The following is a 26,491-nucleotide window of genomic DNA, read 5'->3' as shown; positions in this document are numbered from 1 at the left end:
CTCGTTACATTCCATGCGGAAACAAAAGGAATGCGACACTGCCGACTATCAAGGCATACACGAATATCATGAAGGTGTATGGCAGGATGTCCTGGAACCGGGTTTTGTATGCCGCCATGAACGGCAAGGCCCAGAAAGGTTGAATCAGGTTGGCCAATTGACCGCCCGTGCTGTAGGCGTTGATCACATGCGACGCGGAGATACCCATCTCGCGGCCGGCCGGAATGATGAACGGCGCCTCGATCGCGAACTTCGACCCGCCCGACGGCACGAAGAAATCCATGAAGGCCGTATAGACGAGCACGATCCACGAATAAGTCCTCTCCGTCGAGATGGACATGAACCAATCCGTGATGACATGCGACAGTCCCGAATAAACGATGAGACCGAAGATCCCCGCATAGAGAGGGAACTGCATGATCACGCCGGTCGTCGTTCCCACGCCTTGCCGCACGGAGGCATTGAAACTGCGCGGCGTTCCGTGCAGAACCATTGCCAGGCCGAACAATGCGAAATTGATGATGTTCAGGTCGATCTTTCCCAGACCATTCATGTACAGGAAACGCAAAATCCAGATCAGAATTCCTGTACCGAGGATCGTCAGCAGAACCCGCGACCGCTCCCACCGCTCGGCGGGCCGAAGCTTGCTGATATCCTCATTGTGCGCGGCAGCAGCAGCGCTCGAAGCGGCGGTGAATTCCTGATATGCCTCCTCGCTGATTTCGACCACCCGATCACGGGCAGGCATCAGGTACGCCAGGATGAGTGGAATCGTCACCAGCTCGAACGCCACCAGACAAAGCAGGAATGGAGACAGCGCCGTCTCGGTCAGCGGAATCAGGCTGCCAAGGGTATCCTCCAGAAAATTCCCCGGAGTGGCAGCGAGCAATGGTGCCGATTGCGACGGACCATTGGCCATGATCATCACCATGGCGTAGGCGCCGGCGACTAGCAGAGGATAATGCAGCCCGATGCCGCGCTTGCGTATCGCGAGTTCCTTGCCCAGCACGATGCCGACCATCAGCCCCGCAGCCCAATGCAGCCAACTGACGATTCCGACGATGAAGCAAAACATGATCAAGGTCGATTTCGCCGTGGAGGTCAGGTTGGCGAGCCGGATGAGCCCGGCCTTCACCAGCTTTGAATCCGCGACGACAAAGCCCGTGATCATCATCACGGTCAATTGCATCGCAAATGTCAGCAATACCCAGAAGCCCTTCGCATAGTCGTCCAGCAACTCCAGGGGACCGTGGTCCGTCAACGCCAGTGCCGCCAGAAAAACGACTATCGTCAGAAAGATGACAAAGACCAGCGAATCAGGAACCCAGTTCAGGCTCCATTCGGTAAATTTGTCCGAGAAAGTTCGTTTTCCAGGCGGAAGAGGCGATGCACTCCCCCTGCCCTCATCAGATGAGATTGAGGCCATTTCGTATTCTTTCCAGAAAATGAAATACAAAGACAACCGTACGATTGACGGTTGACCAATCATGGGGAGAATGGATGCTCAGTCGTCGCGGACTTGGCTCATGGGTCGTCTCCTATAGTTTTCATTGGTGCGCTCGTATCGGCGCTCCTCTTGTGTTGTTGATGCTACTATGGAGATTCTTTATTCCGAAAGATCAATTCCGGCCATCAAAGAGTCATAAACGGTCATCTTGCAGAGCAGCCATGAAGCCACCACTTCCGCTACCCGATGAGCGCATTTATCCTCCTTACAAGATCGGCGTGATCGTCGACATTCTGAAGGAACAGGGCGTTTCTCCCGAGGACTGCCTCCGGGGAAGTGCCGTTGCAGTCGAAGACCTCTCCAATGCATTTGCGTTAACGTCGGTTAGCCAATATCTGATCGTTTGCGAGAATGCGGTTTCCTTGTCCCGTGACCCTGCCATTGCTTTCGAGGCGGGCACTCGCCTGCATCTTTCGGCGTATGGGATATATGGCTATGCGCTGATGTCGTGCATGTCGCTGCGCGATTATTTCAGGCTCGCCGTCAAGTACCGGCGCCTGACCACGCCCCCCACCATGATCGAGTTCATGGAGCATGCCGACACCGTCGTCTGGACATTTCCGGAGGTCTTTGTCTCGAATCCATCGCGTAAATTGCGCGAGTTCCTGATCGAGCTGCAATTCAGCGTCAACATCACACATTTGCAGGAAGTTGCAGGCCGCAAGCACTCCCCTCTGCAGGCCTGCTTCTCCTATCCGCCCCCGCAGCATGCCCATATCTATCCAAAATACCTGGGCTGCCCATGCCTCTTCGACCAGCCGCGATGCGAGCTGATCTACGACAATTCGATTCTGGATCAGAAGCCGCAGATGGCGCATCAGCTCACGGCCGCACTGGTACAGGAAATGTGCGACCAGTTGATCGGGCAGACCATGGAGCCCGAGAACCTGTCGACCAAGGTCTACCAGATACTGGTGGGCAAGCCCGGCGAACTACCGTCCATGGATACCATCGCACACATGCTGAACATGTCCAGCCGGACACTGCGACGCCACCTGGAGATGGAAGGGACTTCATTCCAGGCCATCATCGATGACGTGCGCTGTTCGCTCGCGTTGAAATACCTGAAGACCACCCGGATGAGCACCAGCGACATTGCGATGCTGCTGGGATTCAGCGATGCGGCGAACTTCCGCAGGGCCTTAAAGCGCTGGACGGGCAAAGGAGCGGAAGAGCTTCGACGGTAAGCCGTGCTGATTCGAACGCCAGATCAGGCATTGGACACAGTGCCCACCGTTGAGCATCGGGTGACCCGGACCATCGACGCACTCGCGTGCGATACCAGGCCCTCACGGGCACCGGCCTACCCTTCCCGGGCGTCGATCATCGCCCGCGCAATGCGCACCAGCATCGGTTCCAGCGAAGGAGAGTCGAGCAGTTCGGGCCGCTCCTCGACGACGGTGGCGAGCAGGATGCGCATGCCGCGCACGAGCATGAAGGCGGCCAGCGCGGTGTCGGGCTCGCCGATTTCTTCCGCGTGCTGCTGCAGCAGACGCTCCGAGTTGGCCACCAGTTGCTCCGAGCTGCAATCGCCGCGCCCCAGGCCTTGCGCGCGGCCGAACTGCATGTTGCGGGCGTACTGGCGGTAGAAGTCCTTGCCCAGCGACAGCAGCCGCTTTTCGGTCTGCACTGTGTTGCGGAACAAGGCCTGCAGCAGTTCGTCCAGCGACTGGCGGTTGAGGCGGAAAAGCTCGGGCGAGGCGGCGACGGAGGCCTCGTCCATGATGCGTTTGCTGATCTCGACCAGGATCGCTTCCTTGTTCGGAAAATACTGGTAGAGCGCGCCGATCGAGACGCCCGCGCGTTGCGCCACGTTGCGGGTGGTGACGGCATCCACGCCCTGCGTGCGCAGCAATTCGTCGGCCGCGCCGATGATCGCCTCGACGGTGAAACGCGCGCGCGCCTGCGACGGCTGGGCGCGCCGTGCGCCAGGCTCGGCCCCGGCGCGCGCGGCCGGGGCCTGCGCACGCGGAGTCCTGCCCTGCCTGGCCGCGGGAGCCGCCTTCGGTGTCTGCCTGCCCATGATCCGTCTCCCTGCCCTGCCTCCGGCCGCGCTTCGAGGCCCGCCTGGCACGGCATTTTTGTTCGGTTTTTTGCAGCGCAAAAAATATCATTTCTTTCAACATCATACGGATCGTATATCGATCCCGTTCGGTTTCAAACTCGGATTTCCAGGAATCCCCGGCGCCTGCCCTAGCATGGCCTTCATCGACACGCCTGCCGCCATGGAGCGTCGTCCTCCCGACCATCACCTTCGACAAAGGACAGTCATGACCGAGGTCTTCATCTACGACCACGTACGCACGCCGCGCGGCAAGGGCAAGGCCGACGGCGCGCTCGCCGAAATCACGCCCGTGCAGCTCGCCGCGCAGATGCTGCAGGCCTTGCGCAACCGCAACCGCCTGGACAGCACCCTGGTCGAGGACGTGCTGCTCGGCTGCGTGGTGCCGGTCGGCGAACAGGGCGGCAACATCGCCCGCGTCGCCGCGCTGGTGGCGGGCTACGACCACGGCGTGCCGGGCATGCAGCTCAACCGCTATTGCGGCTCGGGGCTGGAAGCGGTGAACTTCGCCGCGGCCAAGGTCGCCGCCGGCCAGAACGACATGGCGATCGGCGGCGGCGTCGAAAGCATGTCGCGGGTGCCGATGGGCAGCGACGGCGGCGCCATGGCGCTCGATCCGCAGGTCGCGTTCAAGATGTACTTCACCATGCAGGGCGTCAGCGCCGACCTGCTGTCCACGCTGCACGGCTTCAGCCGCGAGCAGTGCGATGCCTATGCGCTGGAAAGCCAGCGCCGCGCCGCGCGGGCATGGGCGAACGGCTGGTTCGAGCGCTCGGTGGTGCCGGTCAGGGACGTGCTCGGCCTGCCGGTGCTGGCCAGGGACGAGGCGCTGCGGCCCGACACCACGCTCGCATCGCTCGCCGCGCTCAAGCCCGCCTTCCTCGAGATGGGCACGCAGTACGGCTTCGACGGCGTGGCGCTGCAGAAGTACCCGCAGCTCGAGGTCATCGAGCACATGCACCACGCCGGCAACAGCTCGGGCATCGTCGATGGCGCCGCCGCGGTGCTGGTCGGCAATGCCGAAGCCGGCGCGCGTGCCGGCCTCGAGCCGCGCGCCCGCATCCGCTCGGTGGCCACCGTCGGCTCCGAGCCCACGCTGATGCTCGACGCCCCCAGCCATGCCGCGCGGAAGGCGCTGAAGAAGGCCGGCATGACGGCCTCGGACATCGGCCTGTGGGAACTGAACGAAGCCTTCTCCTCGGTCGTGCTGTGCCTGATGGAACGCCTCGCGGTGCCGCACGAACGCATCAACGTCAATGGCGGCGCCATCGCCATGGGCCATCCGCTCGGTGCGACCGGCGCCATGATCCTCGGCACCCTGCTCGACGAGATGGAACGCCGCCAGGTCGGCACCGGCCTGGTGTCGCTGTGCGAAGCCGCCGGCATGGGCAGCGCCACCATCATCGAGCTCGTCTGAGCCCCACCCGACATCCTGAAGGAATCGACACTCATGACTGAAGTCATCCACGTCTCGGTGGACGCCGACGGCATCGCCACCCTGCTCTTCGACCGCCGCGACAGCAACATGAACGTCATGGACATGAAGTTCATGGACGAGATCGAGGCCGCCATCGAACGCCTCGCCGGCGACGATGCGATCAAGGGCGCGATCTTCACCTCGGGCAAGCCGGTGTTCGCCGCCGGCGCCGATCTCAAGCAGATCGAGGCTTCATTGAATCCCGACCAGGGCACGCCGGTGGCCGAGCGGCTGGCGCGGAACGCCTCGCTGTCGCGGCTGCTGCGGCGCATGGAAACCTGCGGCAAGCCGGTCGCCTGCGCCATCAACGGCACCGCGCTGGGCGGCGGCACCGAGATCGCGCTGGCCTGCCATTACCGCGTCGCCGCGGACGCCAAGGGCATCCAGCTCGGCCTGCCCGAAGTGCAGGTCGGCCTGCTGCCGGGCGGCGGCGGCACCCAGCGCGTGCCGCGCCTGATCGGCATCCAGGCGGCGATGCCGGTGCTGATGGAGGGCCAGGCGCTGTCAGCCGGGAAGGCGCTGAAGATGGGCCTGATCCACCGCATCGTGCCGGCCGCCGAGTTGCTCGCCGAAGCGAAACACTGGCTGGTCGAGGAAGGCGACCCGGTGCAGCCCTGGGACAAGAAAGGCTACAAGCTGCCGGGCGGCGCCGGCCCGTCCTCGCCCGCGGTGGCGCAGATGCTGGTGGTCAGCAACGCGATGCTGCAGGCGAAGACCTTCCACAACCTGCCCGCGCCCAAGGCGATCCTGTCCTGCCTGTACGAAGGCCCGCAACTGCCGATGGACAAGGCGCTGGAAGTCGAGGCCAAGTACTTCACGCTGCTGCAGCTCGACCCGGTGTCGCGCAACATGATCCGCACGCTGTTCATCAACAAGGGCAAGGCAGACAAGTTGATGCACCGCCCCGAAGGCATTGCGCGGACGACATTCCGCAGGATCGGCGTGATCGGCGCCGGCCTGATGGGCGCCGGCATCGCCTTCCACTGCGCCAGGCTGGGCATCGACACCGTGCTGATCGACCGCGACCGGCAGGCTGCTGACAAGGGCAAGGCCTACGCCGCCAAACGGCTGGAGCGGGACATCGCCAAGGGCCGCATGAGCCGGGACGAGGCCGACGTCATCCTCGCCCGCATCCACCCCACGACCGATTACGCCGGGCTGGCCGAAGTCGAGCTGGTGGTGGAGGCGGTGTTCGAGGATCGCGCGCTCAAGGCTGACATCACGCGCAAGCTGGAAGCGGTGCTGCCGGCGCATGCGGTGATCGCCTCCAACACTTCGGCGCTGCCGATCAGCGATCTGGCCGAAGCCGGCGCGCGGCCGCAGAACTTCATCGGCATGCACTTCTTCTCGCCGGTCGAACGCATGCCGCTGGTCGAGATCATCCTCGGCCGCAGGACTTCGCCCGAAACCCTGGCGCGCGCGCTCGACCTCGCGCAGGCGATGAAGAAGACGCCGATCGTGGTCAATGACGGCCCCGGCTTCTTCACCAGCCGCTTCATCGGCGCCTACATCAACGAAAGCCTGGCGATGGTCACCGAAGGCGTGAATCCGGCGCTGATCGAGAACGCGGCAAAGATGGCCGGCATTCCGGTCGGCCCGCTCACCGTGTCCGACGAGATCGGCCTGGACACCGCCTGGCATGCCAGCCAGCAGCGCAAGCGCGACGAAGGCGACGCCTTCGTGCCGACGCCCACCTTCCGCCTGGTGGAAAAGCTCGCCGGTGAGCTCGGCCGCCACGGCCGCAAGAACGGCAAGGGTTTCTTCGTTTATGCCGAGGACGGCAGCAAGAAGCTGTGGCCGGGCCTGGCCGAGCTGTTTCCGCCGCTGGCCGAACAGCCCACGGTCGACGAGGTCAGGACGCGCATGCTGTACGCCCAGCTCGTCGATGCCGCCAGGGCGATGGCCGACGGCGTGCTGCTCGATCCGGCCGACGGCGACGTCGGCTCCATCCTCGGCGTCGGCTTCCCGGCCTATCTGGGCGGCCCGTTCTCGATGATGGACACCATCGGCATCGCCGAGGTGGTGGCCGAATGCGACCGCCTCGCCGCCCGCCACGGCGCGCAGTTCGCCGCGCCGCAGTTGCTGCGCGACATGGCCGCCGAAGGGCTGAGCTTCCACGGCGCGCGGCGCGTCACGCCGCCGGCGGCGGTGCGCTGAACGGCCCGCCCCGCTCCATCACGCCCTCTCCCCCCACCCAGGCCGCTGCCGCCGCCGACATCCGGCGGTCGGCAGCGCCGCACCAGGAATCCGGCATGAATTTCGACTTTTCCGACGACCAGCGCCTGCTGCAGGAGGCAGTGCGCACCATGCTGGCCGAAACCAGCACTTCGCAGGCGGTACGCGAAGTGCTGGAAGGCCGCGCCAGCCATTGCGACACCGTATGGCGCAACCTGATCGGGATGGGCGCGGCCACCGCGGCGATCCCCGAGCAATACGGCGGCGCCGGGCTCGGTTATCTGGAACTCTGCCTGGTGGCCGAGGAAGCCGGCCGCCATCTGGCCGCGGTGCCGCTGTGCTCCAGCATCTACCTGGCCGCCGAAACCCTCCTGCGCGCCGGCAGCGAAGCGCAGAAGCAGCACTGGCTGCCGCGCATCGCCAGCGGCGAACTGATCGCCACCGCCGCCCTCGGCAGCCGCGAACGCTACCGCGCCGGCACGCCGCTCGGCTTCGACGGCGAGACGCTCAGCGGCAGCAGCCCGGCCCTGGTCGACGGCGGCAGCGCCGGGCTGGCCGTGCTGCGAGCCGGCAACGAACTCGTGCTGGTCGAGCTCGACGGCAAAGGCGTCAGCCGCCGGCCGCTGCCCACGCTCGACCCCACCCGCCCGCTCGCCGAACTGCACTTCGACCGCACGCCGGCCGAGCGCCTGCCCGCCTCCGGCGCTGCCGCCGTCGCCAGCCGCGTGCACGACGGCGCCGCGGTGCTGCTGGCCTTCGAACAGGTCGGCGGTGCGGCCCGCATCCTGCAGCAGACACGCGACTACTCGCTCGAACGCCAGGCCTTCGGCCGCCGGATCGGCAGCTTCCAGGCCCTGAAGCACAAGATGGCCGACATTTACACCGCGATCGAACTCGCCCGCGTGCATGCCTACTACGGCGCCTGGGCCTTGTCCTCCGACGCCCCCGAACTGCCCAGGGCCGCCGCCGCGGCCCGCGTCGCCGCCACCCGCGCCTACGTGTTCGCCGCCGAGGAAGGCATCGAGCTGCACGGCGGCATCGGCTTCACCTGGGAGATGGACTGCCACCTCCACTACCGCCGCGCCCGCCATCTGGGGCAACTGATCGGCAGCGAACATGCCTGGCGCGCGCGCCTGGCCGACACACTCATCGAGGAGGCCGCGTAAGCATCATGGATTTCACGGACACCCCGGAAGAAGCCGCCTTCCGCGCCGAAGTGCGCGCCTGGCTGGCGACCAACGGCCAGCGCCGCAGCCGGCCCGACGAAGTCTTCGGCGAAGGCCTGGACGACGGCGCGCGGCTGGCCGCGGCCAAGGCCTGGCAGGCGAAGAAGGCCGCCGCCGGCTATGCCGCCATCGCCTGGCCCAGGGAGGCCGGCGGCCGCGGCGGCACCGCGATGCAGCAAGTCATCTACCAGCAGGAGGAAGCCGCCTACCTGGTGCCGGACATGATCTTCGAGATCAGCATCGGCATGGGCCTGCCCACCGTGATGATGTGGGCCGCGCCTGCACTCAAGGCCCGCTTCCTGCGCCCCGGCCTGGCCGGCGAGGAAATCTGGTGCCAGCTCTTTTCCGAACCAGGCGCCGGTTCCGACACCGGCGCGGTACGCACCCGCGCGATGCGCGACGGCGACGACTGGATCATCAACGGCCAGAAGGTCTGGACCTCGGGCGCCCACTTCTGCGACTACGGCATCCTGCTCGCCCGCAGCGACTGGGACAAGCCGAAGCAGGAAGGGCTGACGATGTTCATCGTCGACATGAAGGCGCCCGGCGTCGAAGTGCGGCCGATCCACCAGATGTCGGGCGAAGCGGAATTCAACGAAGTCTTCCTCACCGACGTGCGCATTCCCGACCGCTACCGCCTCGGCCCCGAGTGCGGCGGCTGGAAGGTGATGCTGAGCACGCTGATGCAGGAACGCCTGTCGGTCGGCGGCAACCTGCCCACCGACCTGCACGAGCACCTGATCGCGCTGGCGAGGAAGTGCGAGTGGGAACGCGGCGCCTGGGACAGCGGCGACAGCACCCCTCGTCCGGCGATCGAGGACGAGCGCGTGCGCGCCCGCATCGCCGACGCCTATCTCCAGCAGCACGGCGTCGAGCTGCTGATCGCGCGCGGCCTGACCGCGGTGTCCAAGGGCCGCCCGCCCGGCCCCGAGCTGTCGATCACCAAGCTGGTCGCGGGCAAGGCGCTGCAGGACATCGCCGCCTTCGCCGTCGAACTGGCCGGCGCCGAAGGTTTGATCAGCCACCAGGCGCTGGGCGGCGACTGGCGCTACATGCAGCGGCTGTGGCTCAGCTCGCCCGGCGCCCGCATCGGCGGCGGCACCGACGAGATCCTGAAGAACGTCGTCGCCGAGCGCGTGCTCGGCCTGCCCGGCGAAATCCGTACCGACCGGAAGCTCCCCTTCCGCGAACTCGAACGCGGCCCGCAGGCCGCTCCCGCACAAGGACACTGACACGATGGCAGCCAAACCGCTCGACGGCATCCGCATCCTCGACTTCACCCAGTTGCTGCCCGGGCCGATGTGCACGTTGCACCTGGCCGACATGGGCGCCGACGTCATCAAGATCGAGCCGCCCGGTGGCGAGGCCGGGCGTGGCCCGGCGGGCACGCCGGTCTCGCATTTCTTCCACACGGTCAATCGCAACAAGCGTTCGATCGCGCTCGACCTGCGCGCGCCCGGCGCACGGGAAGTCGTGCACCGCCTGGCCGCCAGCGCCGACGTGGTCGTCGAAGGCTTCCGCCCCGGCGTCATGGCCCGGCTCGGCATCGGCTACGAGGACCTGAAGGCGATCAACCCGCGCCTGGTCTATTGCGCGATCAGCGGCTACGGCCAGGACGGCCCGCTCGCCCAGCTCGGCGGCCACGACATCAACTACCAGAGCTATGCCGGCATCCTGGAACAGAGCGCGGCGCCGGGCGGGCCGCCCCATCCGGGCAACTTCCCGATCGCCGATCTGGCCGGCGGCGCATTGTCGGCCGCGATGGCAATCCTCGCCGCGCTGTTCGACGCCCGGCGCAGCGGCCAGGGGCGCTTCATCGACGTGTCGATGACCGACTGCGCGCTGGCGCTCAACACCCAACCGCTGGCCAGCCTGCACACCTGGAAGCAGCCCGTGCCCGCCGGCCACGACACGCTGTCGGGCGGGCTGCCCTGCTACGGCACCTACCAAACCGCCGACGGCCGCCATCTCGCCGTCGGCGCGCTGGAGCCCAAGTTCTGGCAGGCCTTCTGCGCCGCCGCCGGCTGCCCCGAACTGGGCAAGAGCGGCTGGGCCGCCGGCAAGTCGGGCGCCGCGGTGCGCGCGCAAGTCGCCGCCATCGTCAAGGCGCGCACGCTGGCCGAATGGATCGAGGTCTTCGACGGCATGGACGCCTGCGTCAGCCCGGTGCTGCGCATCGACGAAGTGCTCGCCCACCCGCTGACCAAAGCGCGCGGCATGACGGTGGACACACCGGTGCCGGACGGCAGCAGCGTGCCCTGCTTCGCCTTCCCGGTGAAGATGAGCGACTTCGCTTTCACCCTCGACCGCGTGCCGCCGGCCGCGGGGCAGCACGACGAGGAAGTGCTGCGCGAGAGCGGCCACGGCGACGGCGACATCGCCCGCCTGCGCGAAGCCGGCGCGGTCCGGCCGCCCGCGGCGAACTGAACACGAAAACACGAGCACGGAGACACCCTATGAGCACACGCAGCTACAGCCTGGCCGACCTCTTCGCCATCGCCGCCGAAACCGTTCCCGAGCGCGAGGCCCTGATCGTCGGCGACACCCGCCGCAGCTACGGCCAGATGGCCGCGCGCGTCGAACGCCTCGCCGCCTGGCTGCACGCCCAGGGCATCGGCCAGGGCGACGTCGTCGGCCTGCAGATGTACAACTCGGCGGAATACCTCGAAGCCTTCCTCGCCGCCTGCCGCGTCCGCGCGGTGCCCGCCAACATCAACTACCGCTACGTCGCCGACGAACTGCGCTACCTCTACGCCAACGCCGGCATCAAGGCGCTGTTCTACAGCTCCGGACTCGAAGCCGCGGTGGGCGAGGCACTGGACGCCGCGCCCGAACTGCGCGTCAAGGTCCGCACCGGCGCCGGCCTTCCCGCGCTGGCCGGCGCGGTCGCCTTCGACGACGCGCTCGCACACGACGTCCCGGCGCTGCGCGAGCTGCGCTGCAGCGACGACGACATCTCCCTGCTCTACACCGGCGGCACCACCGGCAAGCCCAAGGGCGTGATGTGGCCGCACAAGGCGCTGTTCTTCGGCTGCCTAGGCGGCGGCTCGGCCTACACCCCGGCCGAAGGCCCGATCACCACCCCCGAAGAACTCGCCGACCGCATCCGCAAGGCGCATCCGCTGCGCTTCATGCCGGTCGCGCCGCTGATGCACGGCGCCGCCCACTGGGCGACGATGGTGTCGCTCTACACCGGCCACACCGTGGTGCTCAACGACCAGCAGCACTTCGACCCCCGGCACGTGCTCGACATCGTCGCCACGCACAAGGTCAACGGCCTCGCCCTCGTCGGCGACGCGATGGCGGTTCCGCTGCTCGATGCCCTGAAGGCCGAGCCCGCACGCTGGGATCTGTCCTCACTGTTCATCTTCGGCAACGGCGGCGCGGTGATGTCGGCGCACGTCAAGGAAGCGCTGCGCCCCTTCCTGCCGCCGAACGTGTATTTCAGCGACGGCATCGGCTCGTCCGAAGGCGGCCAGTTCGGCATCGGCGCCAAGCCCGCCGACGGCGGCATGATCCGCATCGCGCCCCATCCCCAGCTGCGCGTGGTGGTGGACGGCCAGCGCCTCGCCGCCCCCGGCGAAACCGGCATCCTCGCCCGCAGCGGCTACCTCCCGCTCGGCTACCACGGTGACCCGGTCAAGACCGCCGAAACCTTCGTCAGCATCGACGGCACCCGCTACGTCATCACCGGCGACGCCGCCACCATCGCCGAAGATGGCAGCATCGTGATCTTCGGCCGCGGCAACAACTGCATCAACACCGGCGGGGAAAAGGTCTTCCCCGAAGAAGTGGAAGAAGTGCTGCGCATGAGCCCGCAGCTTCTCGACGCCGTCGTCGTCGGTTTGCCGGACCCGCGCTGGGGGCAGAAGGTCACGGCGGTGGTTTCGGTGCGCCCCGAAGCGACACTGGACGCCGACGCGCTAAAAGCCCTGTGCCACAGCCATCTCGCCGGCTACAAGGTGCCGAAGGACATCGTCGCGGTACCGGAAGTGCTCCGATCGGCGGCGGGCAAGGCCAACTATGTGTGGGCGAAGGAGACGGCGCAGAAGGCTTTGGAGGCTAGCGCGGCGAGCGTCTGATTACCGTCCCGCGTCGGCGGTGAAATGCTCCGGCGTGGGACGAACATTCAGCGAACGCCACCGTACCATCGGTTTATTGGACCTTGCTGCTTGGCCAAGCAGTCTGAACTTTCCGATGCTGCATGACGCAGTCGCGCAGGTACAAATTGATCAGGCTCTGGTACGGGACGCCTGCTTCATTGGCCATCTCCTTGAAGTAGTCGATGACGTCCTCAGACAGGCGCATGGAAACAGGCTTCTTAAGCTTGGCCGCATAGGGGTTCTTGCGGGACTTCAGTTTGGCGAGGTCGTATTCGGCTTTCATGGTGGTCACTGCCCGTAGTAGGAGCTCTCTTTCTTGGTCGCTTTGCGCGCTGAGATGATGCGAATGACGCCACCACCAGCGCGCTCACAGTGGCAGACAAGCGGAAGGTGCGCGCTGCTACCCATACTCGATGCTTTTGCAGGACATGGCATAGAGCTGAGCTGCGTGCGGAGGCAGACAGCCCTGGCCGCGCGGGGCAACATAGACCACCAGCGTAGCGCGGACGGGGGATGGCTGCCGTAGCACGTCAGCTCAAGCCCCGTTGGGCGTCATTCGTGCTGAACGATATGCCTTGCTGTTCCAGAAAGAGAACTGAGCTCACCGATTAAGAACGAAGGATATAAGTCCACGCTCGCCAGGGAGGAAAGGGGAAACCACTTGAACTCAAGTTTGCTCTTGCCTTCTACGCCGTGGTGGCTTGAGCTTTTTGAAAGCAACGCTGACCCGGAAGGGAGATGCGCCAAGAAGTACAGTCCAATTTCGTGCTCTTGACGACTGCCGTTGTTGTAGAAATTCTCGGCAACGTATAGCAGTGCGCCGCAGTTCACTACGACATTGAGCTCCTCTTGCATCTCGCGCCGGACGGTAGACGCACCATCTTCACCCATCTCTACGCGACCGCCGGGCAACGTCCAAAATGTGCAGTGCTCCAGACGGTGTAGCAGAACATGGTTGTCGTGTACGAATACAGCAGCGGCTCGTAGTGTTCTGTTTCAGAAGTTCTTGAAATAATCATGGCTGCCCTCATTTGTCGATTATCGTGTTGCGAGACCGGCGGAGCGTGAGATGCGAGGCAGACCGAAGGCGGAACTGGTATTGACCGATAGCGAACGAGGTGCGCTGGAGGCGGCCTTCGCGCGCCGACCAAAGGCGGCACAGGCGCTGGCGCTTCGCGCGCGCATCGCTCTGGCGTGCGCCTCGGGGCAGGACAACCAGACCGTAGCCAGGCAGTTGCGCACGACCAACGCGACGGTATCGAAGTGGCGAGGCCGGTTCGTGCGTGATCGCCTGGACGGATTGTATGACGCGCCACGCAGCGGTGCGCCCCGCTCGATCGATGACGCCGAGGTCGATACGATGATCGCCCGCACGCTGGAATCGGTCCCCAAAGGGGCCTCGCACTGGAGCACACGCACCATGGCGCGCCAGGCCAATCTGTCGGCCAGCAGCGTTTCGCGCATCTGGCGTGCCTTCGAGCTGCAGCCGCATCGCCAGGAGACCTTCAAGCTGTCGACCGATCCGCTGTTCGTGGATAAGGTGCACGACATCATCGGCCTGTACATGGACCCGCCGCTCAAGGCGATGGTGTTGTGCGTGGACTAGAAGAGCCAGATTCAGGCACTGGACCGCACCCAGCCGATCCTGCCGCTGGCGCCGGGCGTGCCCGAGCGGCGCACCCATGACTACATGCGCCATGGCACGACCACCTTGTTCGCGGCGCTGGACATCGCCACCGGCGCGGTGATCGGCCAACTGCACCGGCGCCACCGCAGCAGGGAGTTTCTCAAGTTTCTGCGCACCATCGACGCCAACGTCCCGGCCGAACTGGACGTCCACCTGGTGATGGACAACTACGGCACGCACAAGACGCCCCGGGTCAAGGGCTGGTTTGCTCGACATCCGCGTTTTCATGTGCACTTCACCCCAACCTCGGCGTCCTGGCTCAATCAGGTCGAACGATGGTTCTCGACCTTGACCACTCGCTACATCCGTCGCGGCACCCATCGCTCCACCGTCGAGCTGGAGAAGGCCATCCGCGAGTACCTCGTCGTCAACAACGAAGACCCCACCCCTTTCCAATGGGCCAAATCCGCTGACGACACCCTCGACAGCATCAAACGATTTTGCCTACGAATTTCTGACACAGGACAATATGGATGGTTTGCGCAACGCACTTTTAGATGTATTGATGCCGCCCAGTCGATCCGACTTGCGGGCTCGTCCCGCTTTGCCGCGGGATTCAGCCCGTTGCGGGCCTGTTTTCCGGTACGTTGGCCAAGTGCGAATGACAGCAGCAGCAGCAACCCAAGCAAGACTCACGTTTTCGATCGCCCAGCGCAAAACTGGGTTTCGCTATCGTGTTCAGCCTCAACCAGGCGCGGATCTCGACCGAGGCTGCGGCCGGCCGTCGGGCGCGGCGGGGCCGCCGCCCTCAGCGCAGCGCCAAGATCGCCATCGGGATGCGCCACACGCACGCAGGTCAGGACTGCCGTAGCAGCCGACGGATGGAGAACGTCAGCAAGATGGGCCAGCAGATCCAGTTCACGAGCTGCAGAAAGTTGAACAGATCTTCCGGGGCCCATCCCAGGCACAGCGTCAAGACGGTGGTCGGCACAGTGCCGGTGCAGCTGCCGTTGTTCAGCGACCAGGTGGTCGTGCCTTGGTCGCGCGGTTGCCAGTCATCGCGCACTTGTAGCGGCACGATGGGAACGTGGTTCTTTAGTGCAACCTGCAGCCCATCAGGCCAATTCCATTCTTTTGGCGCAGCGTTGTACACAGGCGGCATCTCACCGGGGCTGAAGTGGTCGCTGGGCACGGCCAAGTAGGCCAACGAGGCCTCGAAATTCTCGGCCGTGCGGTAGGCCGGCAGGCTTACCAGCCACAGCCCCACGACGAATACCAGCAGGCTCACGGGGCTGGTGCCGTACTGCAGGAAAACGCGGAAGGAGAAGTCCTTGATGGAATGGAACAGCCACCACAGGCCACGCCGCGTGATGGCGATCGGCCCGGCGGAGCCGCCTTCAATCTGGTGCCGCGCACGGTCGCGGGCCTCCGCCCATTCGCGGCGCCGCATGGCCCGGTAAAGCGCATCGGCGTGTTCGTCGGCACCGCTCTTGCGCAGGCTGTCTTCCAGCGCGCGGTAGACCGAGCGGGGCAGTGGTGTGTCATTGGCCAACAGATGGATGTACCGGTCTTCCTCAGCGTTGCCCTGATCGACCGTTCCCTCGACCTCCCACACTTCGACCTTCATGTCGGTCAGCTTGATCGGCAACGGGTATGCCTGTGATTCCTGCGGCACGAAGGTCTTGCCGTTGGCATCCTGCAGCCTGCGCGCTTGCCGCACATCCAGTTTGCCGATGCTGGCGCGCTCCAGCACCAGCCCGCACCGCAAGCCGCGCTCGGCGGGGTTGAAGACGCAGGCCGACACGACCAGGTGCGCGATCCGTGCATAAGACAGGTCGAGCTGGCCCTGCACGCGGGCGTAGGTCGGCACGTCCTTCTCGTCGAAGCACAGCAGGTCACCGTCCACCTGTGCGTAGCAGCCGTCGATGCTGCCCGTCGTCATCTCGCGGCCGCTGGCCCGTACCACCACCAACCCGGTCAGGTCCACGTCGTTCGTGCACTTGACCATGCGCAGGTTGAGCACTTCGCAGACCGCGAAATTCCACCCATGGATCCAGGCATCGTCGTCGGGCGCAGGGGTCAGAGGCTGGGCCTGCGCGTCGTGGCGGCGCACCGCTCCGAAGCGCAGGTCACCCCCGAAGCTGCAGTCCTCCAGGTCGATGCTACCCTCGACCTTCACGCCGCTCATGTCCACGCTGGCCCCGATGCGGGAGCGCTTGAGGCTGACGCCACCCATCACGGTGGCGCTGAAGTTGCGGTAGTCGACAGGGCAGCGTTTGCGGGCGTCCGCGTACGATTCATCGGGGTGCTTGAACTTGCCGATGATGGCCCACTCGTGGAACATCAGCAGGCTGCCGCCGATCTGCGAATCTTCGATCACCAGCCCGCGGTGACCATCGACCTCGCGGCCGGTCAGTTGGAGGTAGCCCAGCCGCAGGTCGCCGGCGATCTTGCCGTTGCGCATCAGCAATTGCCCGACCTCGGTCAGCACGATTGCGTCGTCGGTGGTCCAGTGCGCCAAGGGTGCAGCCGGGTCGAAAGGCTTGGCGCGCACGGCGGGCACGCGCAGCACACCGGCCTCTGCCACGAACGCGAGGAATTCGCAGCCGTTCAGGCGGACGCGGCCCTGCACGTTGGCGCCATACAACTCCAGCTGCTGCAACCGCGCGCTGTGCGCGTCGATGTCGCCGCCGATGAAGCAGCGCCAATTCAGGAATGTGTCCAGCCGGACGTAAGCCTGCGTCTGCGCACTCCACAGGTTCAGCGCACCCGCGATCTGCACACCTTCGAATTGCACAGCGCTTGCCAGCTGCGCAAGGTAGAGATCCAGGTTTCCCTCGATCCGAGTCGGCACCACCACGTTGTGACCCGGGTCGTCCACGGTCAGCACTTGATAGCCATGCAGAACAGCGAAACTACCGAGCACGGCGCTAGACATGTCCAGATTGCCTTCGACCTGCACGCCGCGCAGTTCGAGGTCGCCGCCGATCCGGGCGGCCTTCAGATTGATGGCCGCCACCGCTGCGTTCCAGGTGCGGACGACAGTCTGACGGCACCAGAAGTCGCCCTGGCCTGCGCTGCCCTCCACGCCGATCTGGCCTGGCAGGAGACACAGGCGGCCATCGATGCACGCGCCGCCCGCATTCACGCACCCGCGCACCAGGGCGCCGCACAGCAGCACGTCGCCCGCCACCGATGTATTGGAGAGGTCGAGCTGGTTCAGCATCGGCCACACGATCGTCGTCTGCTCCGGAACCGACGGCAGGTAGCGAGAGCGCGAGAAGTCGTCTTGCACCGCCTGCCCGTGGAAGGGCAGGATCTGCAGGCTGCCGCCGATCGTGGCTGCCGCCAGGACCAGGTTCAGATCGAAGAGCGGGTCTGATTCCATGGCGGGCCAGCGGAAGTCGTCCTCGCACTGCGCCGCCGTCAGTTGCCGGCGCACGCTGGCCGCCGGCCTCTGTTGGCCCTGGCCGCAGCCCAGCACGATCACGCGCCCCTCGATTCGTGCATTGCTGGCGTCCACCACCTTCAGTTGGCTCGGGCTCGTGCCGAACTCGGGCGCGCAGCCGATGCGCAGGTCGCTGCGCACGTGCGCGCCCTTCATGCGCACCTCCTTGCTGTCCACGTTGCGCAGGTCCACGAAGCCGTCGACGCTGGCGTCGAACATGGTGATGGGCCGTTTGGCGTAGCAGCCGGTGAGGTCGAGACGGCCGCGCACCACGATGCCGTTCATCGACAGGTGTTCGGCCGAGACGCGCGACAAGCGCAAGGAGCCTTCGATGTCCGAGTCGTCCAGCCGCAGCTCCTCGTCGAAGACGCAGGCCGTCAGGTCCACGCTACCGTGCACGGTGATATCCCGCAGGTCGACGCGCCCGCGAAAGCGCACACCATAAACGAAGATCGGCCGGCCCAGTTTGCGGCCCCGCAGATCCACGCTGTCGGCGACCACCAGTTCCAGGTCTCTGGGGTTGTCCAGGTCCACTGTGTCCCAGGGGCCGGTCGGGATGCGCAGCCGGCGATCTGGCCCGGCCTCGTCGTGGCCGTCCGAGCCGGCCTGCCCGCCGTTGTCGGCCAGCGTCCGGTCCAGCAATGCAATGAACTCTGCGGCAGTGACAGTGGCCATGTTCAGGAGGTCTCGGGTGGTCGATGCACCTTGCGCTCGTCGGTGCGCAGCGTAAACTGGAACTCGACGTTGAAGCTCAGGGGCTGGATCGGCAGGGCCGACTCGTGCAGTGGTTCGTCCTCGAACATATCGACCGAGCCGTTGCGGTGCACCGCCATGCCGGCGGCGAAAAGATGGCGCCCATGGCCGATCCAGGCACGGCAGTACAGTGTGGTCGGCACCTGTGCCGACGGCTGCTTGGCACCAGGCGCCGCAGGCTGCTGCTCTGGCGCTGGCTCCGGCTGGGGCTCAGCGGCCGCAGGGCCGTAGGCGGCCTCGTACAGCGATACGGGGGCCAGCGCCCCGAGCAGCGCACTCTTGAGCTGCCGGTTCGAGCGCGCGGTGTCGGCGGCCTTGCGCGTCGTGCTCTCGCCTTCCTGCCGGTGCGTGAGCCAGCGAATCTCATGCGGGTGCTCGACCACGGAAAAGGCGCCCGCCTCGGCATGAATGAACTCGCAGAAGAAGCGCAGGTAAGCGCCCGCGCTCGCGTCGTCGATCAGCAACTCCCCGCGCGCGTGCCGCCGCTGGTTGAAGGCATGGATGGGCGCCGACATCGTGCTCAGCGCAGCCAGGTCAGCCGTGGGGCGGTGCAGTACGAAGCTGGCGAAGCGGCTGCGTGGCCCGCGCATGTCGATGACCCGGTAGAGGCAGCAGTCCTTGTAGAACGGCACGGCGCGTTCGAGCAGCACCATGCGCTCGGTCGATTTGGCTTCCAGATGGAAATTGCACACCTGGGCCTCCTTTAGCAGGATCGCGACGCGCGCGCGCTCTGTCAGGTCGGGTTGCAGCCGCCAGTCGGTGGCGGCCGGCGGCGTCTCGATGCGGCTGAGCGAGAAGTCGACCAGCGGCAACGACGTGTCCTTGGCCACCTGCTTGCGAAACGCTGTGTCGATCGCTTTGTGTGCTTCCTCGATCCGCTGGACGTGCCTCTTTTCGGCGGCTTCTCCCGCTGTTGCCCGCGCAGCTGGCGCTGGCTCCGGCCCGGGTGTCGCCGCAGACGCGGGCGCGGGGGCAGGCGGGCTTGCCGCCGGCGGGCTCGTGGACGGTCGCGGTGGGGCGGCATCCTCCACCCGGTCGGATCGCCAGAACTCGGCGGTGAACAGGATCGGCTCGGCATCCGCGAAGCAGGCCGGCAGTGGGTCGTGGTCCGCCGGCGCGAGGACGATGACCGGCCGGTCCGGCGCCTTGCGCAGGAAGCCCACGGCTCGCTGGCTGGGGCTGGCAGCGTCAGCTGATTCGTGGCGCACATGCCAGACCAGAGCCCATTCGTCGCCGCGCCGCCAGATCTCGGCCGGCGTAGCGCTGGGGTCCTTGCGCCCGCCCGTGACGACCCTGCGCGACAGGCGCGTCGGCAAGGTCGTGCGCGCATATTCGATCAGCGCCGCCTGCTGCAGGCGGAATCGGCGATCAGCCTGGGCGTCCAGACGTGTCCAATCGGTGCAGTCCTGCATCGCCTAGCCCTCAGCGCGGCGCCAGGATCGCCACCGGGATGCGCGACACGCAAGCCAACTGGCCCGCATCGTTGCGCAGGTCGATCTGCCACCAATGCATGCTGCGCCCCGTGTGCCCGGGCCGCGGCACGCCGGTGAACCAGCCGCTGGTGGCTCCATACAGGTGGTTGGACTTAATGTCCAGCCACGGCACGCCAGCCCTCGGACACGCCACGCGCGGCACCGCAGGAGCCCAGTATCTCGGCCAGCGCCACACTGACGCCGCCGTGCAGCAGCCCGTACGGCTGGCGGGTGGCGGAGTCGACTGGCACGCGATGAAATGTTGCCAACTCCTGGAACTCGATGCCCAAGTGCCCGACGGCGGTGCCCACGTGGATCGAGGACAGCTCCTTGACAGAAATCGGCTTTTCCAGATCATCATGTGCTCTTTTCGCTGTGCGTAGAAGCCGCCGACTATACGGAGACCGCGCCAGAAAAGGGGGCGCTGACGCTACCCTGCGCGGAACTTCTAGCTGTATTTCTGTCTCGAGCTGCTCCAGCCGTTGGGCCGGCTCCAGCCGTTTGATGAGGCCGATGCGCACCGCACTTTTCGCATCGAGCGGCTCCCCCATCAAAGCAATTTCCAGCGCGCGATGCAGACCGGCCCCAACGTGGCAGCATCCAGGATGCACCGACATCGCAACTGGTTCTGTCCGCAGGCCACTTCAGTGCGGTCGTTCGGGCTACGCGAGCTACAAAGGCTTCAGCGATCGCAGACCGTTCGCTCGCCGTTTAGGTAGTAACGGCGGCGACCGCTGCAAAGTTGCCATCCAGAAAAGCGATGTTCGCTCAAGGCGGGTTGCCGTCATCAGGATTACCTCCGGTCAGTGACTGCTCTTGTCGAAAGCAAACCATAGGGGTGGTTGGCCTAGATTTCCGCTTCACACTATAGATCAGCTCTTGGGCTTGTGCCATATCCTGCAGCACCTAGGGTGTGTCATCAATTGACCAACTAAGCGATACTTGAGCCCCCTTTGCTGCTTCCAACATGCCATGGCCCGCCGTTACGCTCTACGAGATGATCAATGGGATCGCATCCGCGATCTGCTCCCCGGGCGCGCCGGCCATGTAGGTGTGACCGCCAAGGACAATCGGCTATTCGTCGAGGCCGTACTCTATCGCTACCGCGCGGGCATCCCTTGGCGAGACCTGCCCGAGCGCTTCGGCGACTTTCGGGTGATTCACCTGCGCCATAGCCGCTGGAGCCGCTCCGGCGTGTGGCAAAAGGTGTTCGAGGCCTTGTCCCAAGATGCCGACAACGAATACGCGATGATCGACAGCACCATCGTCCGGGCGCATCAGCACAGCGCCGGGGCAAAAGGGGGCGCCGCAGGCCATCGGACGCAGCCGCGGCGGACTGAGCAGCAAAATCCATGCGGTGGTCGATGCCCTGGGCAATCCCGTGGCCTTCCATCTCACCGCTGGCCAAGCCTCAGACCTGGAAGGAGCCGATGCGTTGCTGCCGGCGCTATCCGTGGGAGCCTTGCTCGCCGACCGCGCCTACGACGCCACGGCACGGGTCATTGAGCCCTTGCAGGCGCACGGCGCACAGATCGTCATCCCTTCCCATCCAACGCGCAAAGTAAAGCGGGACTACGACCGTGCGCTGTACAAGGATCGACACCTGATCGAGAACTTCTTTGCCAAGCTCAAGCAGTACCGCGCTATTGCCACCCGCTACGACAAGACCGCACGTAACTTCCTGGGCGCGATACACTGGATTGCCTCTGTCATCCTCATCAATTGATAACACGCCCTAGCCATACTTACCGTAGACCCATATCAACGCAAGCCCAGCGAGCGCAGCGATACCGATCTGCACGCTGACGGAAAGCCAACCAAAGGCCGCGAGGAGCGCACCCGTCTGCATTGGAGCGATGACCTGTCCCAAGTAGTTGCCCTGCATGACCAGTCCCAGGCTCATGGGCGTTAGCAGATTGATGCAGAACTCAGTGAACGAACCAAGATGGCGTTTGTCATAAAGACGTTCCCGAAACTTCCATCCTGACAGCGATGCGCGGCCAACTTGCCCCCCAGTCCTCGATGTTCCATTACTTCTCGCCCGAGTCGCGCGTCCCCCCGGAGCACCCGCTGCGGCGGGTGAAGAAGCTGGCCGACCGAGCGCTCGCCGCCATCTCGGCGGAGCTGGATGTGCTGTATTCGAGCGTGGGACGCCCGTCGATTCCCCCCGAGCGCCTCCTCAAGGGCCAATTGCTGATCGCGCTGTACTCGATTCGCTCGGATCGGCAGTTTTGCGAGCAACTCGACTACAACATCCTCTTTCGTTGGTTTCTCGACATGGATCTGGAGAGCGCCAGCCTCGATCAATCGAACTTCAGCCGCCTTCGCGAACGCCTTGTCGCAACCGACGTGGCACGGCGCTTTTTCGATGAAGTGGTGTGCCTCGCGCGCCGGGAGCACCTGTTGTCGTCGGATCATTTCACTGTCGACGGCACGTTGATTGACGCCTGGGCCTCGTTCAAGAGCTTCAAGCGCAAGGACGGTGAGCCCCCGAAGGACGGCGGCGACGGCACCGGGATGGTCGACTTCAAGGGTGAGAAGCGCTCGAACGCAACGCATCAAAGCACAACCGATCCGGACTCTCGCCTCATGAGAAAGGGCAACGGCCAGCCGGCGAAGCTCAGCTACGGCGGGCATGTGCTCATGGAGAACCGCCACGGGCTGTGCGTCGACATTCTGATCACCGAATCGACGCAGGCCGAACACCGTGCTGCACGATCCCTGCTCACGCGCGCCCGTCGCCGTCGCATTCATCCCAAGACGTTGGCGGCGGACAAGGGTTACAACGTCAAGGATTTCGTCGCGCACCTGCGCGAGCATCAGATTCGTCCGCATATCGCGAGAATTGCTGATCGCAAAACGCCGGGACTTGATGGTCGCACGACCTGCACCGAAGGGTATCGAATCAGCCAGCGAAAGCGAAAACGCGTTGAAGAAATCTTCGGCTGGCTGAAAACCGTCGGCGGATTGCGCAAGACGCGTTTCATTGGACAGGCCAAAACCCAGATGGCGGCCTTCATCTCGGGAGCAGCTTACAACCTTCTGCGAATCGCGAAATTGAGCGGCGCGGGGCTGAAGAATACATGAACGAGGCCGGCGACCGAACCTTTTCGGCATCTCCGAACGACCGCTCCGATAAAACGCATCGCTTCCAAAATTCAGTTTCCGGAACGAAGTCGTCGCGACAATCAAGCCGGCCTCCAACATGGCTGCAGCATTCCGCGTTTTTGCATCACCCTGTTAGATGCGGCGCGGGCGCCGAGTGCGGCACGCAGGCCAGGAAGACGACGGGCAGCACACCCGATGCAGCCGAAAAGGCCACGCACAGCACCAACACTGCGAGCGCCGGCACATAGGGTAAGTACGCCAGCACCCCCAGAAGGCCCGCGATCAGGAAACCCAGCGCCATCAGCCGCGCAGGCTTCATGCCGCGTTGCAGGCAGAGTCCTCCGAACACATTGCCCGCCGCATTCACGAGCACGATTGCGGCGCCCGCAGTGCCTGCCTGCGCCATCAACAGACCCACCTGCTCCATCAGGAAGCTGGGCAGGAAGGACATCATGGCGAAATACAGGATGTTGTAGACCGCGAAGGCCAGCGCCAGCAGCACCGTAGGATGTGAGAGGAGCACACTTCGCACATCCTGCGCCGCGCCCTTGTTACGTGTGTCGGCCGCCGCGGGCACGCGCATACCCAAGGGAATTCAAATCGAGAAACCGTCATCGGAAAGTCTTGAACCGCACCTCGTCCGCGATGAAGGTCTTTTCCGGGAACGACTGGAGATTCGAGCCGAACGGCATCTGCGCGCGCATCTTCCACGAAGCGGGAAGATTCCATTGCTTGGCGACCTCCGCGTCGATCAACGGGCTGTAGTGCTGCAAGCTCGCACCGATACCGACCTCAGCCAGCGCAGTCCAGACCGCAAACTGCGCCATGCCAGCCGAATGCTCGGAAAACATGGGAAAGGCATCGGCATACAGCGGGAATTGCTTCTGCAATTCCTCGATGACGTCGTGATCCTCGAAAAACATCACGGTTCCTGCGCCCGCAGCGAAAGCATTCATCTTGGCGTCCGTCGGCGCGAACGCGTCCGCCGTCACGATCGCGCGCAGCGTTTTCCGCGTGATGTTCCACAGTTTTTCATGCATCGCACCGAACAGGATCACGGCGCGCGAGCTTTGCGAATTGAACGCCGAAGGCGCGATGCGGATCGCCTGGCGGATGAGCGCCTCGGCGTCAGCCTCGGAGATGGGCAGTTCCCTGCCCAGGGCGTATTGGGTGCGGCGCTTGGTGTACAGCGAAATGGCGTTGCTGGTCATGTTGACATCCTTATGGTTAGGAGATGGAGATCGAAAATTTGGCTGGGTTTGAAGGAAATGCAATCAAGGATGGTCGCCGTTCAATCCGGCAGCGGGATGAACTCTTGGTCGTCCCCCGGAGGCAGTTGAAATCGGCCGTGGGCCCAATCGCCTTGCGCCCAGGCCTGCTTGGCGGCATCGATCTTCTCCTGCGAGGATGCGACGAAATTCCACCAGATGTAGCGCGGGCCGCTCAGCGTCTCGCCGCCGAGCAACATCAGGCGTGCGCCGCGTTCGCCGGCGCGCACGGTGATGGCGTCGCCGGGCCGGAACACCAGCATCCGCCCGCTCTCGAAGCGCTCGCCCGCGATCTCGACCGATCCGACCGTGACGTAGAGCCCGCGATCCTCGTGATCGTCAGGCAGTGGCAGAGCCGCACCGGGTTCGAGCACCGCGTCGGCGTAGAACATCTCATTGAAAGTCTTCGCCGGCGCCCTTTCGCCCCATGCCGATCCCAGGATCAGGCGGACCTGTTTGCCTTCACCCTCAAGAAACGGAAGTTCCTCCTTGCCGTGATGCTCGAAGCTCGCGTTGGTTTCCTCAGCATCCTCGGGGAGCGCCACCCATGTCTGAATCCCGAACAGGCTGCTCTTGCCCGCGCGCGTGGCCGCGGTGGCGCGCTCGGAATGGGTCACGCCACGGCCGGCGATCATCCAGTTCACTGCGCCCGGGGTGATCATCTGGTTCGAACCCAACGAATCCCGGTGCTGGAATTCGCCGTGGTAGAGATAGGTCACTGTTGCCAGCCCGATATGCGGATGAGGCCGCACATTGATGCCGCCGCCGGTGAGAAATTCGGCCGGCCCCACCTGGTCGAAGAAAATGAACGGCCCCACCATCTGCCGGGCGGGGGCAGGCAGGGCGCGCTTGACCTCGAAGCCGCCGAGATCGCGCGCACGCGGAATGATCTGCGTTTCAATCGAGTCGAGTTTTCCTGCTTTCGGGAAAAGCGCTTCAATGCTTGGGTTCCAACTCATGGCAATACTCCTTTCCGTATCTCTGCTCCGGCTGATTTCCAAGAACCTTTTTCATTTCAATTTCGAAGTTGGCTGAACTGCGAGCGTGTGTATTGATGGTAGGGGCGGCCTCCATCGGGAAAAAAGCTGCCAAAATGCCTCTCAGCGTCCTACACATGGAACAATGGCTGCATGGAAGACCTCAACGACCTCGCGTACTTTGTCCAGGTGGCCGAACATGGCGGCTTCGCCGCAGCCGAGCGCGCCACGGGCATTCCCAAATCCAAGCTCAGCCGCCGCGTCGCCGAGTTGGAGGCCAAATTGGGCGTGCGGCTGATCCAGCGCAGCACGCGGCGATTTGCCGTGACCGACATCGGCCAACGCACCCTGCTGCATGCGCGCGCCATGCTGGCCGAAGCCGAGGCCGCGCTGGCCCTTTCCGCCGAAGAAACAGCCACGCCGCGCGGCACGGTCCGCCTCTCGTGCCCGCCAGCGCTGCTGCAATACGCGGTGGCCGGGATGCTGGCGAAGTTCCTGTGCACCTGGCCTCAAGTGGTGGTTCGTGTCGAATCGACCAACCGCAATGTCGATCTCTGGCATGACGGCGTCGACCTGGCGCTGCGCGTCCGCTTTGCCACGCCCGATGGCTCCATGCCCTCCGCGCACTCCGACGAGATCGTCAAGTCGCTTGCGCGCAGTTCGCATGTGCTGGTGGCCGCACCCGAGATACTGACCAGCACAACTCCGCCCACCACCCCCGCCGGCCTCGCGCACCTACCCACACTCGGCTTGGGCAACTCGACAGACGAAACCTACTGGACACTGATCGGCCCAGCCGGTGAGCGTGCCGAAGTGCGGCACCAGCCCCGCCTGGTGGTAGAACGACGTAGGCTCTCTAATGTGCGCGGTGTTGGCTGGCGTAGGCTGCGCGCCGCTGCCGCGCATGCTGGTGCATTCAGCCCTGAACGAGCGCCAACTGCTCGAACTGCTGCCCGGCTGGGCACCTCCCGCAGGCACCGTGCAAGCCGCTTTCGCTTCGCACCGAGGCATGCGGCCGGCAGTGCGCCAGCTTCTGGATTTCCTGGCGAAAGAATTCGCGCAGTTGGCAAGAGAAGGGTGCTACCTGCCGGTGGTGTGATCCATGCTGACGTGAGCCGGATGCTCATGTATTGCAACTACGCCACCCTCGCGCAGTTGCGCTTCACTTCGTTCGCTGCGATCGATTTACGGCGGGACTTGCACCCGCAGGAGCGCGCCCATGCTGGGCGCACATGCAAAAAAGCCCGCCGCGCTTGACGCGCGAGCGGGCTGGACGCCGGAACAGCAG

General features: G+C 64.9%; 20 protein-coding genes and 3 pseudogenes. 11 read left to right on the top strand and 12 right to left on the bottom strand.

Annotated features, from left to right (window positions below; all coding sequences use genetic code 11):
- Window positions 1–4: 4 nt before the first annotated feature.
- Window positions 5–1,489, bottom strand: a complete 1,485-nt coding sequence (locus AAFL97_RS04490; RefSeq protein WP_341643908.1) for a short-chain fatty acid transporter — start codon at window positions 1,487–1,489, stop codon at window positions 5–7.
- Window positions 1,490–1,668: 179 nt separating this feature from the next.
- Between AAFL97_RS04490 and AAFL97_RS04485 the strand changes: the two genes are divergently transcribed.
- Entirely contained in the window at window positions 1,669–2,694 is a 1,026-nt protein-coding gene (locus tag AAFL97_RS04485) for an AraC family transcriptional regulator (RefSeq protein WP_341643907.1), read from the top strand.
- 116 nt (window positions 2,695–2,810) lie between these two features.
- On the opposite strand, the gene AAFL97_RS04480 is transcribed toward AAFL97_RS04485, so the two are convergent.
- Window positions 2,811–3,530, bottom strand: a complete 720-nt coding sequence (locus AAFL97_RS04480; RefSeq protein WP_341643906.1) for a TetR/AcrR family transcriptional regulator — start codon at window positions 3,528–3,530, stop codon at window positions 2,811–2,813.
- A 247-nt stretch (window positions 3,531–3,777) separates the two neighbouring features.
- On the opposite strand from AAFL97_RS04480, the gene AAFL97_RS04475 reads away from it, so the two are divergent.
- The 6 genes from AAFL97_RS04475 to AAFL97_RS04450 all read left to right on the top strand — a co-directional run bounded on the left by AAFL97_RS04475 (window position 3,778) and on the right by AAFL97_RS04450 (window position 12,529).
- On the top strand, window positions 3,778–4,986 hold the full coding sequence (locus AAFL97_RS04475; RefSeq protein ID WP_341643905.1) for an acetyl-CoA C-acetyltransferase: 1,209 nt from the start codon (window positions 3,778–3,780) through the stop codon (window positions 4,984–4,986).
- A 33-nt stretch (window positions 4,987–5,019) separates the two neighbouring features.
- Window positions 5,020–7,203, top strand: a complete 2,184-nt coding sequence (locus AAFL97_RS04470) for a 3-hydroxyacyl-CoA dehydrogenase NAD-binding domain-containing protein (protein WP_341643904.1) — start codon at window positions 5,020–5,022, stop codon at window positions 7,201–7,203.
- Between the two features lie 95 nt (window positions 7,204–7,298).
- Window positions 7,299–8,387 carry an acyl-CoA dehydrogenase family protein gene (locus tag AAFL97_RS04465; RefSeq protein WP_341643903.1) on the top strand — a complete coding sequence of 363 codons (1,089 nt, stop codon included), beginning with the start codon at window positions 7,299–7,301 and terminating at the stop codon, window positions 8,385–8,387.
- Between the two features lie 5 nt (window positions 8,388–8,392).
- Window positions 8,393–9,679 carry an acyl-CoA dehydrogenase family protein gene (locus AAFL97_RS04460; RefSeq protein WP_341643902.1) on the top strand — a complete coding sequence of 429 codons (1,287 nt, stop codon included), beginning with the start codon at window positions 8,393–8,395 and terminating at the stop codon, window positions 9,677–9,679.
- 4 nt (window positions 9,680–9,683) lie between these two features.
- The gene (locus AAFL97_RS04455; RefSeq protein WP_341643901.1) at window positions 9,684–10,874 is read left to right on the top strand and encodes a CaiB/BaiF CoA transferase family protein; all 1,191 of its coding nucleotides are present in this window, start codon (window positions 9,684–9,686) and stop codon (window positions 10,872–10,874) included.
- 29 nt (window positions 10,875–10,903) lie between these two features.
- Window positions 10,904–12,529, top strand: a complete 1,626-nt coding sequence (locus AAFL97_RS04450) for an AMP-binding protein (RefSeq protein ID WP_341643900.1) — start codon at window positions 10,904–10,906, stop codon at window positions 12,527–12,529.
- 73 nt (window positions 12,530–12,602) lie between these two features.
- Here the strand turns inward: AAFL97_RS04450 and AAFL97_RS04445 are convergent, their stop codons facing one another.
- Window positions 12,603–12,833, bottom strand: coding sequence for a BrnA antitoxin family protein (locus AAFL97_RS04445; protein WP_341643899.1), 231 nt, complete (start codon window positions 12,831–12,833; stop codon window positions 12,603–12,605).
- A gap of 269 nt (window positions 12,834–13,102) precedes the next feature.
- A pseudogene (locus tag AAFL97_RS04440) lies at window positions 13,103–13,525 on the bottom strand (NUDIX hydrolase); the annotation flags it as partial.
- 94 nt (window positions 13,526–13,619) lie between these two features.
- On the opposite strand from AAFL97_RS04440, the pseudogene AAFL97_RS04435 reads away from it, so the two are divergent.
- Window positions 13,620–14,699, top strand: a pseudogene (locus tag AAFL97_RS04435) (IS630 family transposase); the annotation flags it as partial.
- A 334-nt stretch (window positions 14,700–15,033) separates the two neighbouring features.
- Here the strand turns inward: AAFL97_RS04435 and AAFL97_RS04430 are convergent.
- The 4 genes from AAFL97_RS04430 to AAFL97_RS04415 are packed head-to-tail and all read right to left on the bottom strand — an operon-like array spanning window position 15,034 to window position 20,467.
- Complete coding sequence (locus tag AAFL97_RS04430) at window positions 15,034–18,300, bottom strand: pentapeptide repeat-containing protein (protein WP_341643898.1); 3,267 nt, start codon at window positions 18,298–18,300, stop codon at window positions 15,034–15,036.
- Between the two features lie 2 nt (window positions 18,301–18,302).
- Window positions 18,303–19,790 (bottom strand): hypothetical protein, encoded by a 1,488-nt coding sequence (locus tag AAFL97_RS04425; RefSeq protein WP_341643897.1) that lies wholly within the window; start codon window positions 19,788–19,790, stop codon window positions 18,303–18,305.
- A gap of 10 nt (window positions 19,791–19,800) precedes the next feature.
- Entirely contained in the window at window positions 19,801–19,983 is a 183-nt protein-coding gene (locus AAFL97_RS04420) for a hypothetical protein (protein ID WP_341643896.1), read from the bottom strand.
- On the bottom strand, window positions 19,964–20,467 hold the full coding sequence (locus AAFL97_RS04415) for a hypothetical protein (protein ID WP_341643895.1): 504 nt from the start codon (window positions 20,465–20,467) through the stop codon (window positions 19,964–19,966). Before AAFL97_RS04415 ends, AAFL97_RS04420 begins: the two co-directional genes overlap by 20 nt.
- A 355-nt stretch (window positions 20,468–20,822) precedes the next feature.
- Between AAFL97_RS04415 and AAFL97_RS04410 the strand changes: the two are divergent.
- Window positions 20,823–21,576 (top strand): annotated as a pseudogene (locus AAFL97_RS04410) (IS5 family transposase).
- A gap of 9 nt (window positions 21,577–21,585) precedes the next feature.
- On the opposite strand, the gene AAFL97_RS04405 reads toward AAFL97_RS04410, so the two are convergent.
- Window positions 21,586–21,753 carry a hypothetical protein gene (locus tag AAFL97_RS04405; RefSeq protein WP_341643894.1) on the bottom strand — a complete coding sequence of 56 codons (168 nt, stop codon included), beginning with the start codon at window positions 21,751–21,753 and terminating at the stop codon, window positions 21,586–21,588.
- Window positions 21,754–21,842: 89 nt separating this feature from the next.
- Between AAFL97_RS04405 and AAFL97_RS04400 the strand changes: the two genes are divergently transcribed.
- Complete coding sequence (locus AAFL97_RS04400; protein WP_341643893.1) at window positions 21,843–22,937, top strand: IS5 family transposase; 1,095 nt, start codon at window positions 21,843–21,845, stop codon at window positions 22,935–22,937.
- 145 nt (window positions 22,938–23,082) lie between these two features.
- Here the strand turns inward: AAFL97_RS04400 and AAFL97_RS04395 are convergent, their stop codons facing one another.
- The 3 genes from AAFL97_RS04395 to AAFL97_RS04385 all read right to left on the bottom strand — a co-directional run bounded on the left by AAFL97_RS04395 (window position 23,083) and on the right by AAFL97_RS04385 (window position 25,185).
- Window positions 23,083–23,541: an MFS transporter gene (locus tag AAFL97_RS04395; protein ID WP_341643892.1), complete on the bottom strand. Its 459-nt coding sequence runs from the start codon at window positions 23,539–23,541 to the stop codon at window positions 23,083–23,085.
- A gap of 28 nt (window positions 23,542–23,569) precedes the next feature.
- Window positions 23,570–24,169 (bottom strand): nitroreductase family protein, encoded by a 600-nt coding sequence (locus tag AAFL97_RS04390; protein WP_341643891.1) that lies wholly within the window; start codon window positions 24,167–24,169, stop codon window positions 23,570–23,572.
- A gap of 80 nt (window positions 24,170–24,249) precedes the next feature.
- Window positions 24,250–25,185 (bottom strand): pirin family protein, encoded by a 936-nt coding sequence (locus tag AAFL97_RS04385; RefSeq protein WP_341643890.1) that lies wholly within the window; start codon window positions 25,183–25,185, stop codon window positions 24,250–24,252.
- Between the two features lie 171 nt (window positions 25,186–25,356).
- On the opposite strand from AAFL97_RS04385, the gene AAFL97_RS24545 reads away from it, so the two are divergent.
- Window positions 25,357–26,460: a LysR family transcriptional regulator gene (locus tag AAFL97_RS24545; protein ID WP_445954467.1), complete on the top strand. Its 1,104-nt coding sequence runs from the start codon at window positions 25,357–25,359 to the stop codon at window positions 26,458–26,460.
- Window positions 26,461–26,491: the final 31 nt, after the last annotated feature.

Origin of the sequence: Thauera sp. SDU_THAU2, assembly GCF_038260575.1 — a bacterium.
Taxonomy (GTDB): domain Bacteria; phylum Pseudomonadota; class Gammaproteobacteria; order Burkholderiales; family Rhodocyclaceae; genus Thauera.
The sequence above is the reverse complement of the archived record's forward strand: the minus strand, read 5'-3'. Positions and strand labels throughout refer to the sequence as shown.